This window comes from Kitasatospora sp. MAA4 (genome assembly GCF_029893355.1).
Classification (GTDB): domain Bacteria; phylum Actinomycetota; class Actinomycetes; order Streptomycetales; family Streptomycetaceae; genus Kitasatospora.
Window position 1 is genome coordinate 1 of record NZ_JARZAI010000031.1, and the last position, 14,195, is coordinate 14,195.

Sequence of the window (14,195 nt, forward strand, 5' to 3'; positions counted from 1 at the left end):
AGCCGGGAGCCGGGAGCCGGGAGCCGGGAGCCGGGAGCCGGGAGCCGGGAGCCGGGAGCCGGGAGCCGGGAGCCGGGAGCCGGGAGCCGGGAGCCGGGAGCCTTCGGCCTGACGTCCGAGTGGCTGATGTACGACGGGCAGGTCGTGCCGTCCGCGATCATCCTCTCGCACGAGGAGCAGCTCGTACGCCTCGAGGAGGGCTGTCCGCCAGCGGTTCCTGTCGCAGTGGTGGCCGGTGATCCCTGCATCGACCAGTTGCGGGCCGGGCTGGCGTTCCGGGATGCCTATCGGCAGGCCTTCGGGGTCCTGTCCGGGCAGAAGCTGGTCGTGCTGTCCTCGACCTGGGGAGCGGGTTCGATCCTGGGTGCGGTCGAGTTGCAGGTGATGCGCCGGGTGCTCGCGGAGCTGCCGGCGGACGAGTACAGGATCGTGGCGGCAGTGCACCCCAATGCCTGGTTCAGCCATGGGGCGTGGCAGATCCGCCACTGGTTGGCCGAGCTTACCGAGGCGGGGCTCTGCCTTCCGGCGCCGGACAGCGATGTGTGGAAGGCCGCCTTGGTGGCCGCGGATGTCGTGGTCGGCGATCACGGCTCTGTGACCCTCTACGGGGTCGCTCTGGGTGTTCCCTGCCTGCTGGGAGCTTTCGATGAGGCGAAGGTCGCGCCTGGTTCGCCGATGGAACGGCTGGGCCGCATCGCCCCGCGGCTCTCGCCGGGGCGGGGCGTGCTCGATCAGGTGGTGAAGTGCCTCTCCGAGAGCCGCGGCAACGAAGAACTCGCCGCCGTCGGGGAGTTGGTGACGTCCCGTCCCGGTGCGGCTGCGCAGCTGCTGCGGCGCGTGTTCTACGAGCGGATCGGACTGGCTGAGCCGGCGGCGCCTGCCCGGACCAAGCCGATTGCGCTGCCTGGCGTGGAAGCGCTCGGCGCAGCCCCGTTGTCCCCCGTGACGCCGGCGATGTACGTCACGGCAACCGTCGCCGACACGGCCGCGGCAGACGGACCGTCCGTCACCGTCCTGGTCCGGCGGTATCCGGCGAGGCTCCAGGGCAGCCGGCTCGAACACCTCGGGGACGCGCACCTGGTCGCGGACCGCCACGACCCGGACCCGTCCTGGCCGAGTTCGGCGGATGTCCTGCTGGTGGCGTCCGGGCGGGCGCGCCGCGGTGTTCCCGCGGGCTGGAGCGAGCTGGCGGGGCCGTACGCGGGCTCCTGGCTGGTGGCCGAGGAAGAGCTCGACGGCGGCTGCCTCGGTCATCTGCGCGACGGGCGCAGCGTCGTGGCGCGCTGGGTCAGCCGGCCGCAGTGGGCGGGCTTCGCCATCGCCGCATCCGTGCTGTACACGTGGGCGGTGGAGGGGTCGGGCGAGGGCTGGTCGAGAGCCCGCGTCGTCGCCGGGGAGGACATGGAGGACGGCGTCCTCGACATCGGCCCGGCCTGATCTACCGCTCCTCCTGCTGGGCTTCCTCGCTCCGGTGTTCGCGCTCGACGTGGGCCTGCGACTCGGCGAGCCTCCCCTGGACCTCGGGGACGCGCGGGTCGCCGATGGCTTCGAGGAGTTCCAGTGCCGTCCGGTACTGCCGTACGGCACCGGGGTGGTCTCCCATCTCGGTGCGGACGGTCCCGTGCAGGAGGTGGATGTCGGCGAGCTGGGGGTCCGCGCCCTGGCCGCGCATCAGGTCCGCTGCCGTCTGGAGCGCCTGGCAGGCATCGGCCGCCAGGCCTGCACGGCGCTGGTTGTCCGCGTAGTGCCTCAGGCACCGGGCTTGGTTGTAGAGATCGGGGCGCTTCAGCTCGGGGTTGTGGGGGTCGGTCAGCGCGGCGAAGAGATCGTGGGCGTCGAGGAGCTGTCGGGCGGCGGTGGCGTGGTCGCCCACGGCCGTCAGGGCCCGACCGCGGTGGCTCGCCAGGATGGCGCGCCCCCTGGGGTGGTCCACGTCCGCCAGGGCCTCCAGCGCACTGGTGAACCGGTCGAGCGCCGTGCGGGCGTCGCCCTGGCGCAGGGCCAGCAGGCCCAGGCACTCCAGAGCGGTGGACTGGGTGCGGTGGTGGTTCAGTTCCCGGGCGAGGGACAGTGCCTGTGTCAGGTGGTCCAGCGCCTGCGCGTCGTCGTCCTGGGCGGCTGCCCGCTGGAGGTGCGCGAACCCGAGCTGGTACTGCATGCGTGCCACGGCGAGCAGGTCGTCGCTGCGCATGGCGCATTCCAGTGCTGCGGTGTGGTTGTCGACCCAGTCGTTGTGGGAACCGGTGCGCAGGTAGTAGCCCCACAGGGCCTGGCCCAGCTGCCATCCTTGGTTGTTGCGGCCTTCGCGGACGGCCAGGTGTACGAGGGCTTGGAAGGTCTCGCGCCGCCCGGCGATCGCCTGAACCGCTTGCTCCGCGTTGTCGAACGCTGTCGGGGTGAGCGCCGTCGGGGTGAGCGCCGTCGGGTGGGGCTCGGGTTCGTAGCGCCAGCGTCCGGAGATGGCCGAGTCGGCGGCGATCGCGATCGTGAGGTAGTGGTCGAGGAGTCGGTCGAGTGCGCCCTCGCGCTCTGCTGCTGGTTCCGACTGGTCTGCACAGGCCAGGGCGTGGTCATGGACGAGGTCGTGCATGACGAACCGGTCGGGGCCCGGCTTGGTGAGCAGGCTCGCGTCCACCAGCGCGCGCATGCCTGCCTTGAGTTGGTCGGTTTCGAGGCCGCCTGCCAGCGCCTGGGCGGCGGCGAGGTCGAGCGTGCTGGTCGGGTGCAGGCCCAGCAGGCGGTAGAGGCGCGCGTGGTCGGCCGCGAGGCCCTGGTACGACACGTCGAAGATGTCCTTCACGGACACATCATCCGGTACCGCGAGGGCGTTCAAGCGGGTTTGCCGGTCGGCGAGTTGGGCCGCGAACTCGGAAAGGCTGCCGGGGATCGCGTCGTCGATCCGGGCTGCGGCGATCCGAACCGCGAGCGGCAGGCCGGCGCACGCGCGTAGGACCGCCTTGCGGTGTTCGTGAACGTCCGCGGCGGCTCCGGCAGGGCCCAGCAGGTCCTCGCTGTCGTAATCGGTGAGCGGGCGCAACAGGACGAGTTCCGCATTGTGCGTGCCCCGCAGGCCGGCCAGACGAAGACGGCTGGTGACCAGCAGCACGCCCTGCTCGGAGCCTGGCATCAGCATCCTGGTCTGGGCCGCGCTGACGGCATTGTCCAGCAGGACGACCACGGGGCCCTGGCTGGTGAGGGAGCGGAAGCGGGCGGCGAGTGCTTCCAGTCCGTGCGGCCGGTCCTCCTTGGCGACTCCGAGTTCGGCCAGGAACTGCTCCAGTACGGCGGCCGGCTCGCGTGGGGCTCCCAGGCCCTGGGGGCTGAGGTTCGCGTAGAACTGGTGCCCGGTGAAGTGCTTGCGGTGGCGGTGGATCCAGTGCAGCGCGGTCTCTGTCTTGCCGATCCCGCCGACGCCGCTCATCACGAAGATCGTGGGCGTGCCGCTGTCGGCGCGCTCGCGATGCACGGCGTCCAGCCGCTCCAGCACCGCGGTCCGGTTGACGAACCGGGAGACCGGCTGGGCGAGCATCCGAACGCGATGGTGCGCGGGTGCGTTCTGCTGCAGGTGGACGGTGTGCGCCATGACCACCGTCCCCTCGAACTGTCCGCCGCTGATGGAGTTCTCGGTCATCCCCACAACGCCCCCGCCCCTCGCCCGGCCTCCCCGGCCGTTGGCGGCAGTATCCCAGGGATCGTGGTGACCCGGGTAGCCTGACACGCTTTCCGTGCCGAAGGGCGTGAGGGGTCCGGCGGCCGGCAGTTCGCCGTCTCAGAGGCCGCGCGCGACCACCGCGAGCACACTCTCCACGGCCCGGCGCGCCTCGGCCTCGGGCAGGGTGCGCAGCGGGCCGTCGACCAGGAGGGCGGAGAGGCCGTGCACGGCCGACCAGGCTGCGTACTCGGCGCCTGGGCGGCGCGTGGCGGGCAGGGTGCCGGCGGTGACCAGGTGGTCGAGGGCGGCGCCGAGGATCAGGAAGGGGTCGGTACCCGGATCCGGGGGCGGCTCGGGGAGCGGATCCGGGGGTGGCTCGGGGAGCGGCGGGTGCGCGCCGGCGGCCGGCGGGTGCGGGTGTGCGGTGGCGCCGGAGAAGGCGGTGCGGAACCAGCCGGGCTCGGCGAGCGCGAAGTCCACGTACGCGCGTCCGATCGCGGCCAGCCGGGCCTGGGCCAACCGGGCCTCGTCGGGCGCGGTGATCCCGGCCATCCGGTGCAGCATCAGCCGTCCCAGTTCGGCCATCGCGCGCTCGCCGACCGCGGCGAGCAGGTCCTCGTGGTTGGCGAAGTGGCGGTAGGCGGCGTTGTGCGAGACGCCGGCCTCGCGGCTGACTGCTCGCAGGACCACCGCCGAGGGGCCACCGGTGCGGGCGAGCGCCAGTCCGGCGTCGATCAGCGCGGGGTGCAGGCTGCCGTGGTGGTACGAGCGCTTTGCGTGCTTTGTACCTTCTTCTGGGATTTCGGGCGACATGTTGACAGTGTCCACCTCTGGTGCAAGCGTTGCAGATGTGCCCACTGTCAACATTCCGCACACCCGCGGGAGGCACCCATGTCACCCCAGACATCCGCAGGACGGTACGCGGTTCTGACCGCCGCCTGCCTGGCCGCGTTCACGATCAACCTGGACACGACGATCGTCAACGTCGCCCTGCCCGACCTCAGCAGTCAGCTGCACGCCGGCACCCGTGACCTGCAATGGATCGTGGATGGCTACAACCTCGCCTTCGCCGCCCTGGTGCTGACCGCCGGCTCCCTGGGCGACCGCTTCGGCCGCCGTCCGGCCCTCCTCGCCGGGCTGGCCGGATTCGCGCTCGCCGCCGGGGCGGGCGCCACCGTCCACTCGCCGGGTGCGCTGGTCCTGCTGCGCTTCGCGATGGGCGGCTGCGCGGCGGTGATCTTCCCGACCACCCTCTCGGTGATCACCAACGCCTTCCCCCAGCGGCGCGAACGGGCCAAGGCGGTGGGCATCTGGGGCGCGGTGACCGGGCTCGGCGTCGCGGTCGGCCCGGTCTGCGGCGGTCTGCTGCTCGCGCACTTCGGCTGGCCGTCGGTCTTCGCCGCGCTGGTGCCGGTCGCGCTGCTCGCGCTGGCCGCCGCCTGGCGCTGGGTGCCGGAGTCCAGCGCCCCCGAGCAGGCCCGGCTGGACCCGCTCGGCCTGGCCGCCTCCTCCGCGGCGATCGGCCTGCTGGTCTACACGATCATCGAGGCGCCGCGGCGCGGTTGGACCGCCCCGGCGAGCACCGCGGGCTTCGCCGCGGCCGCCGCGCTGGCGGTGGTCTTCGTGCTGGTCGAGCGCCGCCGGCCGCACCCGATGATCGACGTCTCGCTCTTCCGCACCCCGGCGTTCTCCGCCGCCAGCGGGTCGGTCGCGGTGGCGTTCTTCGCGCTGTTCGGCTTCATCTTCCTGGTCACCCAGTACTTCCAGTTCATCCGGGGCTACGGCACGCTGTCGACCGGCGTGCGGATCCTGCCGGTCGCGTTCACCCTTGCGCTGGGCTCGGTCGCCGGGGTCGCGCTCGCCACCCGGATCGGCACCCGCAGCGTGGTGACGGCCGGACTGCTCGCGCTGGCGGCCGCGTTCGGCTGGATCGCCCTCTCGCCGGCGTTCGGCTCCTACGGGCAGATCGTCGGGCAGATGGTGCTGATCGGTGGCGGCCTGGGCCTGACCACCGCACCCGCCACCGAGTCGATCCTCAGCGTGCTGCCGCCTGCCAAGGCGGGCGTCGGGTCGGCGGTCAACGACGCCACCCGGGAGGCCGGCGGATCGCTGGGCGTCGCGGTGCTCGGCAGCGTCTTCACCTCGCTCTACGCCCACCGCCTGGCCGCCGGCGCCTTCGCCGCCCTGCCCCACCCGGTGACCGCCACCGCGCAGGAGTCGGTCGGCGCCGCCCTGCACACCGCGGCCACCGCCCCCGCCGTCGACCAGGCCGGCCTGCTGGCAGCCGTGCAGAGCTCGTTCATGTCCGGCTTCCACCTGGCCTGCGTGGTCGCCGCCGGCATCTGCGTACTGGGCGCAGGCGCCGCACTGGCCCTGCCGGGCCGCCCGCTCCCGAGCCGCTCCGCGGCCGGGGACGGCGGGGCGCAGGCCGGGCCAGCCGGCGACGGTCTCGGCGGCGTGCCACCAGATCCAGCGGACCGCCGGCTGACCGGCCCGCAAGAGTCGATGCGATGAACCACGGCGAGCAGGAGCCCAGCTCTGCCCGCAGTACCGAACGCACCGGCGGAACCTGGCCCACTTGTGTCGCTCCTGCTCCACTCCCGCCGCGACCGCACGTAGTAGAAAGGAAGCATGGGAAGACAGGCAGTCGTGGTGCTCTACGTGCTCGCTCTCGTAGCGGTCGTGGTTGGCGTGGACGTTCTGTTCTTCAGGCACCAGTTCTGGGAGCGGCTGATGGTGAACGTCGGAATCGTCCTGGTGTTCGCGGCGTTCGGTTTGAGGTTCCTGAAGCATTCATGAGGTTGCACGGCGCGGTGGGCCCGGGTGCCGTGACCACGCGGCTGCGGCGCGTGGCGCGCTATCGCGGCGCCCGGGTGCGGGCATCGTGCGCGGCGGACCATTCGAGGTCGCTCGGTGTCGGATCGGTGCGCCAGCGGGCCCGCAGGACGCCGTCCGGGTCGGGCCGGACGGCGGTGAACAGCGGGTGCCGGTCATCCACGGTGACGGGCAGCAGGGCGGCCGCCCGGACGCCGGTGAGGAGCTCCCGCAGCTGCGCCTCGGGCAACCCGCCGGGGTCGAAGCTGCTGATCCGGCCGTCACAGCTGTCCTCCCGGACCAGCTCATCCGTGGTGTCCTCCTGCGCCAGCACGGCGCGCAGCACCGCCTCGACGTCACCGGAGAGGAAGTCCGGCCACACCGTCAGCCGGGCCCGCGGAGCGAGCCCGGCGCGGACCGCCGAGAGGCCGGCCCGGGTGACGCGGTACCAGCGGCAGGCGTTGTGGACGTAGCCCTCCTCCAGCAGGAGCGCGCCGCCGGGTGGGATGGTCAGCTCCACCAGGGCCCAGAACTCCGCGTCGGCGGGCCGCTGCGTGCCGGGCTCGTCGTAGCCCGAGGCGTACGGGGAGCGGTCCAGCCGCTCCGGGAACAGTCCGAGCTCGCGGGTTCGCTCCAGCGCTGGTGCGCAGGGCTCGGCGGAGCCGACGTAGACGTACAGGTCCCAGCCGACGTCGACGCTGAACCTCCCCGCCGCCTCCAGCCGGCACCAGCCGCCCTCCCCGCGCAGCATGAGCCGGAGCAGCTCCAGACCGACCGCCAGCGGCAGCACCGCGCCGTCGTGGAAACCGGCACCCGCGAGCTGTCCGGGTCCGGCCGGTACCGCAGCGCGCCGGGGCGACGGGCGACGGATCATGCCCGAGAAAGGCTGTCGAAGCTCGGTGTGCTCATGATCTCGAGCCGAACCTCTACTTGTACGATCCACAGGGAGCAGTCACCCCACGACCCCAGGACGACGACACCGCTCCGGGTGCTCCAGCAGCCGCCGGGCCGGGCAGGCGCAGCACCGATCACCGACAGGAGTGAGCGACCTGACGAGCAGTCGATGGCGACAGTGCCGTCCATTCAGACCTGAGGCGTCCCGCCCGGCCGGGGCGCTGGCTGCGGCCCTGCTGACCGTCGCGGCAGTGGTCGGTTCCGGTGTTCCGGCAGCCGCCGACGGCGCTCCGGCGCTCGACACCACCGCGACCGCGCCCGCCGACGCCGAGTCGGACCGGGTGGGCGCGCTCTTCCTCGGCGATGGCGGAGCCCTCGGGCCGGTCAGGCACTTCTGCACGGCCGTCGTGGTGCCCAGCCCGACCGGCAACCTGCTGCTCACCGCTGCCCACTGCATCAGTGACGCCGACGGTGTCACGTTCGCCCCGGGCTATCGCAACGGTGCTGCACCATACGGCAGTTGGCCGGTCACCCGGGTCTTCACCACCGACGGCTGGAGCCGGGATCGCCAACACGACCCCGACCAGGACTTCGCCTTCCTGGAGGTCGGACCGGACAACGCCGGACGGCGGATCCAGGATGTGGTCGGTGCCAACCCGCTCGGCATCTACGCCGCGTTCACCGACCAGGTCCGGCTGTACGGCTACAACAGCACGCAGGACTCCCCCGTGCTCTGTACCAACGTCACCACCCGTCTCACCGCGCACCAGCGACGGATCCACTGCCCGTCCTACTGGATCGGCACCAGCGGAGGCCCTTGGATCGACACCGCCAGCCATGCGGTCGTCGGCGTCATCGGCGGTTACCAACTGGGCGGCGACACCGCCGACATCTCGTACAGCGCCTACTTCGACCGGACGATGGCGGATCTCTATCTGCGGGCGACCGGCCAGGCCAGCGCGGACTGGAGCAGTACGAAGCGCAGACCTTACGGTGGCGACGGCCCTCGGCAACCTCGTCCGCCACGCCACGATCATCAACAGAGCCCCGTCGGACGCGAACAGCCGAGCGGTCCCTAGGGAACCCCCTGAGCTACAGATGGGGGACACGCCTGATGGTGGGACAGGTGGATCGGCGTGCAGCATAGTGATCATGACGACGCATCGACCGAACCCCACCCGCGGCCCGTCCACCTCCCGCCGCCGCTCCACCGCCCTTCGCCTGGCCACCGCCGCCGCCGTCCTCGCACTGAGCGCGGTCAGCGCCGTCGGGCCGGCGAGCGCCGCACCGTCCGCCGCCTCCCCCCAGGCCGCGCCGTCCTCACCGGCGCCGGCCGCGCAGAGCGGCGGCCGGCTGCACCTGCCGGACCCCACCGGGCGCCACGCCGTGGGCGAGGTCGCACTGCACCTGATCGACCACACGCGTCCCGACCCGTGGCAGCCCGCGCAGCAGCAGCGCGAGCTGATGGTCAGCGTCTTCTACCCCGCGAGCCGCCCGACCGGCCGGCCCGCCCCCTACATGCTGCCCGCCGCAGCCGCGCACTTCGACAGCGTCACCGCCGACGACTACCTCGGGCTGCACGTGCCCGCCGGCCAGGACTGGGCCGGTACGGCGACGCACGTGCAGCAGGGCGCGCCGGTCGCCGACCAGGACGGCGGGCACCCGGTCCTGATCTACTCCCCCGGCCTCGGCGAGCCGCGGACCTGGGGCACCACCCTGGTCACCGACCTGGCCAGCCGCGGCTACGTGGTCGTGACCGTCGACAGCACCTATGAGGCGCCCGAGGTGCAGTTCCCGGGCGGCTCGCTGGCCACCATGGTCGCGCCGGGCGATCCGGACGCCTTCCTCCGCAAGGCGCTGGCCGTGCGCGCCACCGACACCAGCTTCGTGCTGGACCAACTCGCCGTACTCGACGGCGGTCACAACCCCGACGCCGACGGGCAGCCGCTGCCCGCCGGCCTGGCCGGCGCCCTGGACCTGTCCGCGGTGGGCATGTTCGGCCACTCGCTGGGCGGCAGCGCCGCCGCCGTCACCATGGACGCCGACCACCGCATCCGCGCCGGCATCGACATGGACGGCAACCTGACCAACTACGACAACTCGCTGATGCCGGTGGCCCAGCACGGCCTGGACCGCCCCTTCCTGCTCCTCGGCAAGGACCTCGGCACCATCGACACCGGCCCCGGCTGGCAGGCCTTCCGCGCCAACACCCCCGGCTGGTCACGCGAGTTGAAGCTGCGCGGCGCCCAGCACGCCTCGTTCACCGACGCGGAGGCCCTCATCCCGCAGCTGGGCCTGACGACCGCCGACCGCACCGACGACATCGGCACCATCGACCCGCAGACCGCGATCCGCACCAACGAGGCCTACCTCGCCGCCTACTTCGACCACTGGCTGCGCGGCGGCCGCGGGCAGCTGCTGGACGGGCCGTCCGCGCAGTACCCCGACATGGAGTTCGTGAACTGAGCTCTTGCCCAGCTGTCCTCTGCCGAGTCATCAGCTGGCACCGGACCGGCGGTGATGTGCTGGATGACACGCCAGAAGGCGTCGTGCTCCGGTGCCGCCGCGTGGCTCAGCAGAGCTCGCCGAACGGCCCGGGCGTGGGCCGGCCTGGCGGCGGCCAGGGCGCTGCGGCCGGCTTCGGTGACGGTGACGAGGCGACGACCGGCGGGAGCGGCCTCGCGCAGCAGGAGCCCCCGGTCGGCCATGCGGGAGAGCTGGCGGGAAAGCCGGGCCCATTGCCAGCCGGGTTCGAACAGGATGAGCAGGGCACCGAGCACTTGGCTGCCCACGGCGGCGTTCGAGCCGCGCTATGCGGGGCCGAGTACGGGATCGAGCTCGGCCAGGCTTTCGAGTAGCTGACGAGCCCCGCGGGAAATGCGGTCATCGGTGTCCTGCACCAGCTCCCCCACGAGCTGCACTGCGATGTCCCGGTCGGAGGAGAAGATGCCGAATACATCGACTACTGCCGTGTGGATCCAATCGATGTGCTTCGAGTCGGCGACTGCCAGCGCGGAGGCGACTACCGCCAGCCCGGCCCTGTCCTTTCGCCGAAGCACGGCTTCCGCAGTCGCCCAGGTGACGAAGGTGTCAGCCGGGTCGAGCACGAGCTCCAGCAGCGGCCCGACAGCCTCCTGCATCTCGGCGAAGCCCGCCAGGCCGCGACCTGCATCCGCCCGGTCATGGTAGTCACGGCTTCGCCCAAGCTCGCTGAGCGCCACAACACAGGCACGCCGCAGATCGTTGTCCACCTGCCTTGCCCTCCCCTCCCCCGATCTTCCGTCAACGTACCATCGAGGCCCTACGGGCGGTCAGGACAGCTCCTGGGTGGACATGTCCTGCGGATCATGACTGCGGTACACGTGCTGGACGCGATTCTCAACGATGATCACTCCGGGTGGCATCGATCCATAGACTGACCACATGTCAGCCACAGATCTCCAGCGCATCGCGGCCTTCCGCGCGTCCTTCGCCCGGCGTCAGGCCGCTGCGGTGACCGAGATTCCCGGCGGCGTAGGGGTCCTCGACCAGAAGTACGCGGCCTCGCACGAACACAACCAGCTCGTCATCGAGAGGCCGACGGCTCCGTCCGGCCTCCCCGCTCTGGCCGACAGCGTTCTCGGCCACCTGCGCCACCGCCGGATCACGATCCTCGACGACGCCGTCGGTACCCTCTGCGCGCCGGCCCTCACCGCAGCCGGCTACGCCCACGAGACCGAACTCGTCATGACCCACTCCGGCTCTGCCGCCCTCCCCGGCTCGCCCGCGCAGACGGTCGCTCTCGCCGACCTGCGACCTGCCCTGGTCCGCCAGCTCCGCATCTGGATGCCCCAGGCCGAGGACGCCGCGGTCCACCAGCTCGCCGACCGCAGGACGGCCCGGCTCGGCGGCGCCGACCAGGTCTGCTTCCTCGCCGTCCGCGACGAGAACGGCACGGTCTGCGCCTGGGCCGACGTCTACCTCGACGCGGCCCACGGGATCGCCCAGATCGAGGACGTCGTCACCGCTGACGCCCATGTGCGGCACGGCCACGCGGACACCGTCCTCGCCACCGCGCTGCACCACGCATGGGGCTACGGCCTGGTCTTCCTCATGGCCGACCCCGACGACTGGCCGCGCAGCTGGTACGCCCGCCGCGGCTTCAGCCCGATCGGCCGCTCGCACGTCTTCACCCGCACGGAAGCCGGGAGCTGAGCGGGCCTCGCGGACCCCTCTGGTTCGCTCACGTCCCGATGTGGTGAGATGTGCGCTCACGGTCATGGTCGCTGGTGGGGGTGCGATGTGCTCAGGAGTGGACGGCTGCTCGCGCTGGACGAGGACGCGGTGCAGCTTGCCGCCGCGGGCCTGGTGCGGCTGGGTGTGCAGCGGTGCGGGGACAAGGAGGCCGGGGCGACTGCGTGGCGGATCCGCGCCAGCTCGTTCGCGCACGCGTGGCTGGACTTCGGCGACCCGCCCGGGCCGGAGCTGCGGGTACCGGCCGGAGCTGTCCTACGGTCACTCGTGCACAGGGCCGCGCAGCTGCTTCTGCAGGTCCACGACGGGCACGGTCCGGCCGTACTGGAATGGCTGGGCCTGCGCGCGGCCGAGGCCGGCGAACAGGCCCGCTGGGGGCAGACGGCGCACCCGGCCGAACCCACCGCCCTCGCCCTGGTCTGGCACGGCGTCCAGGCCGTCACCGCAGAGGGCGGGCACGGCCACGATCGGCGCATCGACGACAGGTGCGAGGCGTACGTCCGTGAGCGCCACCACCGCCAGGACACCCTCGCGCTGATCCTGGCCTGCGCCCGACTCAATGCCACCGCCCTGACGGAGCTCAGCCACCAGGATCCGGGCCGGACAGGCGAACGGCTCGAGGAACACGCCTCCCGACACATGCCGCTCGACGGCCCCGCACCGCTGTGGGTCCCGGGACGGCCCCGACACTCCGCCCGCTGAGGCGAGGGGCGCGAACTCGTCCCGGGCGCCGTTGACGGACAGCAGCGCGGGGCCGCCGGGCGGTGGGAGCAGCAGGCCCTCTGAGGCAGTGCGGGTCAGCTACCGGGGCGGGCTGTCCCAGGAGTAGGAGTCGGGCAGGTTGTGGGCTCCGCCGGAGTTCTCGTTCTTGATGGTCGCGGCAGCGGTGTACGACGTCTTGTCGTCGAAGACGACCAGGCAGCGCAGGTGTGCGGTCTCCTCGCGCACCGTGTCGTGGACGTGGGGGGTGCACGACACCGAGGCGACCGGGCGGTGGTCCTTCGTGGTGATGTGGGACTTCATCGTGTTCTGCAGAGCCACATAGGCGTCGGTGTTCGGCCCGCAGCCGGCCGCAGCGCATGCCACGGCTACCGCCGCTGCCACCGCCGGGACCCGCGATCCCCGCAGCCACGGCCGCGACCGCAGCCGCCCACGACGTCCGTCCATACGCATCGGCGAACTCCTGATCGCTGGTCGAAAGCGCTGATCGTAGCCTCAAACCGAGCAACGGCACTCGCGTGCGCTGTTACCGGGTCGTCCTCCTGGCGTTCAACCGCTGTATCTCCCTCCTTGTGCTGTACCGGATTTGCTGAGCCGATCATCTGCGCGGCAGTTCGAGGAAGGCACACGCATGACCAGCTGGACCCGGCCGCGAAGCGCGATCGCGGCGATCGCCCTCCTCCCCGCGCTGCTCGCCTCCGCCGGTTGCGGTGACTCGGCGAATGCCACCAGTACCGACTACACGGTGATGACCTGGGCCCCGTCCGGCACCGGCGCCTTCGACCGGCCCGGGGTGACCGCGCTGGCGGAGGCCATCGGACGGGACGTCAACGCCAAGGGCGGGCTCAACGGGCACCACCTGCGGGTGGTCACCTGCAACGAGCACAACACCGTGGACGGCGGCACCGCCTGCGTGAAGCAGGCCGTGGACGACAAGGTGATCGCCGTCATCGGCTCCTACAGCCTGAACAGCGAAAGCCTGCTGCCCGGCCTGGAAGCGGCCAGGATCCCCTACCTCGGCGGATACGGCCTCTCCGCAGCCGAGTTCAGCAGCCCGCTCTCGTACCCCGTGGCCGGCGGCACCCCGACGCTGATCGCCGGAAACGGCCGCCAGCTGGTCGCGGCCGGGTGCCGGACGATCGCGCTGGTCCGCCCGGACACCGCGGCCGGCGACACGCTCACGGGATACCTCGGCCGCGCGTTGCAACCGGACGGGGTCCAGCTGGTGGACGTCCGGGTCAGCGAGCAGTCCCCCGACTACGACGATGCGGCCCGCAGGGCGCTCGGCGACGACCGGCCGGGCAGCTGTGCGAGCGACGCGCTCGCCCCCGTGGAGAGCGCCAAATTCCTCGACGCGTACCGGAAGTTGACCCCCAAGCACGCGCTGCTGGGCGCGCTGATCGGCAGCGTCCCGCAGTCCGTGATCGGCCCGCAGAGCAGCACCGACGGCCCGTTGAACAACGCGTACGTGACCGGCTGGTACCCGCCCACCTCCTCGCACGCCTGGGACGCGCTACGCGCCATGGCGGGTGGCGACAACCGGATCGACCCCTCGGACCTCGCGGTGCAGACCACCTGGGTCGCCTACCAGGTCTTCCTGCAGGCCGTCCAACGCCTGCAAGCTGCCGGCACGCCGCTTGCGAGCAAGTCCCTGCGCGACGAGCTGGACAGCGGGGACTCCCTCGACACCGGGGGCGTGACGCCCCGGCTCAGCTGGGGCGAGATGCTGCCCAGCAGTGACTCGCCGCGGTCGGTGAACACCTGGGTCACCTACCAGCAGGTGAAGGCAGGGCAGTTGACGGAGCAGCAGAGCGGCTTCCTGGACATGCGCTGGGTGCTGACCGGGGGCAAGCCGCCGCAGTGAGTATGAGGCCCCTGTGCG

13 protein-coding genes are annotated in these 14,195 nt (G+C 72.1%); 8 read left to right on the forward strand and 5 right to left on the reverse strand.

Annotation, left to right across the window (positions count from 1 at the left end):
• Positions 1-126: 126 nt before the first annotated feature.
• Positions 127-1,437 carry a hypothetical protein gene (locus P3T37_RS30925; RefSeq protein WP_280727218.1) on the forward strand — a complete coding sequence of 437 codons (1,311 nt, stop codon included), beginning with the start codon at positions 127-129 and terminating at the stop codon, positions 1,435-1,437.
• Between the two features lies 1 nt (position 1,438).
• Here the strand turns inward: P3T37_RS30925 and P3T37_RS30930 are convergent, their stop codons facing one another.
• Both P3T37_RS30930 and P3T37_RS30935 read right to left on the reverse strand, forming a co-directional pair.
• Positions 1,439-3,631: an NB-ARC domain-containing protein gene (locus tag P3T37_RS30930; protein WP_280727219.1), complete on the reverse strand. Its 2,193-nt coding sequence runs from the start codon at positions 3,629-3,631 to the stop codon at positions 1,439-1,441.
• 138 nt (positions 3,632-3,769) lie between these two features.
• Positions 3,770-4,465, reverse strand: a complete 696-nt coding sequence (locus tag P3T37_RS30935; protein ID WP_280727220.1) for a TetR/AcrR family transcriptional regulator — start codon at positions 4,463-4,465, stop codon at positions 3,770-3,772.
• Between the two features lie 78 nt (positions 4,466-4,543).
• Here P3T37_RS30935 and P3T37_RS30940 point away from each other — a divergent pair, with 78 nt between their 5' ends.
• Together P3T37_RS30940 and P3T37_RS30945 are read left to right on the forward strand one after the other, a co-directional pair.
• Entirely contained in the window at positions 4,544-6,166 is a 1,623-nt protein-coding gene (locus P3T37_RS30940; RefSeq protein WP_280727221.1) for an MFS transporter, read from the forward strand.
• A gap of 117 nt (positions 6,167-6,283) precedes the next feature.
• Complete coding sequence (locus P3T37_RS30945; RefSeq protein WP_280727222.1) at positions 6,284-6,451, forward strand: hypothetical protein; 168 nt, start codon at positions 6,284-6,286, stop codon at positions 6,449-6,451.
• Between the two features lie 58 nt (positions 6,452-6,509).
• Here the strand turns inward: P3T37_RS30945 and P3T37_RS30950 are convergent, their stop codons facing one another.
• Positions 6,510-7,340: an RNA-binding protein gene (locus P3T37_RS30950; protein ID WP_280727223.1), complete on the reverse strand. Its 831-nt coding sequence runs from the start codon at positions 7,338-7,340 to the stop codon at positions 6,510-6,512.
• Between the two features lie 271 nt (positions 7,341-7,611).
• Between P3T37_RS30950 and P3T37_RS30955 the strand changes: the two genes are divergently transcribed.
• Complete coding sequence (locus tag P3T37_RS30955; protein WP_280727224.1) at positions 7,612-8,439, forward strand: serine protease; 828 nt, start codon at positions 7,612-7,614, stop codon at positions 8,437-8,439.
• A gap of 73 nt (positions 8,440-8,512) precedes the next feature.
• Positions 8,513-9,826, forward strand: a complete 1,314-nt coding sequence (locus P3T37_RS30960) for a Tat pathway signal protein (RefSeq protein WP_280727225.1) — start codon at positions 8,513-8,515, stop codon at positions 9,824-9,826.
• Positions 9,827-10,170: 344 nt separating this feature from the next.
• Here the strand turns inward: P3T37_RS30960 and P3T37_RS30965 are convergent, their stop codons facing one another.
• Positions 10,171-10,611: a hypothetical protein gene (locus tag P3T37_RS30965; RefSeq protein WP_280727226.1), complete on the reverse strand. Its 441-nt coding sequence runs from the start codon at positions 10,609-10,611 to the stop codon at positions 10,171-10,173.
• A 172-nt stretch (positions 10,612-10,783) separates the two neighbouring features.
• Here P3T37_RS30965 and P3T37_RS30970 point away from each other — a divergent pair, with 172 nt between their 5' ends.
• Both P3T37_RS30970 and P3T37_RS30975 read left to right on the forward strand, forming a co-directional pair.
• On the forward strand, positions 10,784-11,554 hold the full coding sequence (locus P3T37_RS30970; RefSeq protein ID WP_280727227.1) for a GNAT family N-acetyltransferase: 771 nt from the start codon (positions 10,784-10,786) through the stop codon (positions 11,552-11,554).
• 87 nt (positions 11,555-11,641) lie between these two features.
• Positions 11,642-12,295, forward strand: coding sequence for a hypothetical protein (locus P3T37_RS30975; protein WP_280727228.1), 654 nt, complete (start codon positions 11,642-11,644; stop codon positions 12,293-12,295).
• 99 nt (positions 12,296-12,394) lie between these two features.
• Here P3T37_RS30975 and P3T37_RS30980 read toward each other — a convergent pair whose 3' ends face one another.
• A complete protein-coding gene (locus P3T37_RS30980) occupies positions 12,395-12,634 on the reverse strand; it encodes a hypothetical protein (protein WP_280727229.1) in 240 nt (79 codons plus the stop codon).
• 310 nt (positions 12,635-12,944) lie between these two features.
• Here P3T37_RS30980 and P3T37_RS30985 point away from each other — a divergent pair, with 310 nt between their 5' ends.
• Positions 12,945-14,177 (forward strand): ABC transporter substrate-binding protein, encoded by a 1,233-nt coding sequence (locus P3T37_RS30985; RefSeq protein ID WP_280727230.1) that lies wholly within the window; start codon positions 12,945-12,947, stop codon positions 14,175-14,177.
• Positions 14,178-14,195 lie beyond the last annotated feature (18 nt).

What these genes read in the sequence shown, in the direction of transcription:
- P3T37_RS30925 (WP_280727218.1), top strand. Translation starts at nt 127, where the DNA reads ATGTACGACGGGCAGGTCGTGCCGTCCGCGATCATCCTCTCGCACGAG.
- P3T37_RS30930 (WP_280727219.1), bottom strand. Translation starts at nt 3,631, where the DNA reads ATGACCGAGAACTCCATCAGCGGCGGACAGTTCGAGGGGACGGTGGTC.
- P3T37_RS30935 (WP_280727220.1), bottom strand. Translation starts at nt 4,465, where the DNA reads ATGTCGCCCGAAATCCCAGAAGAAGGTACAAAGCACGCAAAGCGCTCG.
- P3T37_RS30940 (WP_280727221.1), top strand. Translation starts at nt 4,544, where the DNA reads ATGTCACCCCAGACATCCGCAGGACGGTACGCGGTTCTGACCGCCGCC.
- P3T37_RS30945 (WP_280727222.1), top strand. Translation starts at nt 6,284, where the DNA reads ATGGGAAGACAGGCAGTCGTGGTGCTCTACGTGCTCGCTCTCGTAGCG.
- P3T37_RS30950 (WP_280727223.1), bottom strand. Translation starts at nt 7,340, where the DNA reads ATGATCCGTCGCCCGTCGCCCCGGCGCGCTGCGGTACCGGCCGGACCC.
- P3T37_RS30960 (WP_280727225.1), top strand. Translation starts at nt 8,513, where the DNA reads ATGACGACGCATCGACCGAACCCCACCCGCGGCCCGTCCACCTCCCGC.
- P3T37_RS30970 (WP_280727227.1), top strand. Translation starts at nt 10,784, where the DNA reads ATGTCAGCCACAGATCTCCAGCGCATCGCGGCCTTCCGCGCGTCCTTC.
- P3T37_RS30985 (WP_280727230.1), top strand. Translation starts at nt 12,945, where the DNA reads ATGACCAGCTGGACCCGGCCGCGAAGCGCGATCGCGGCGATCGCCCTC.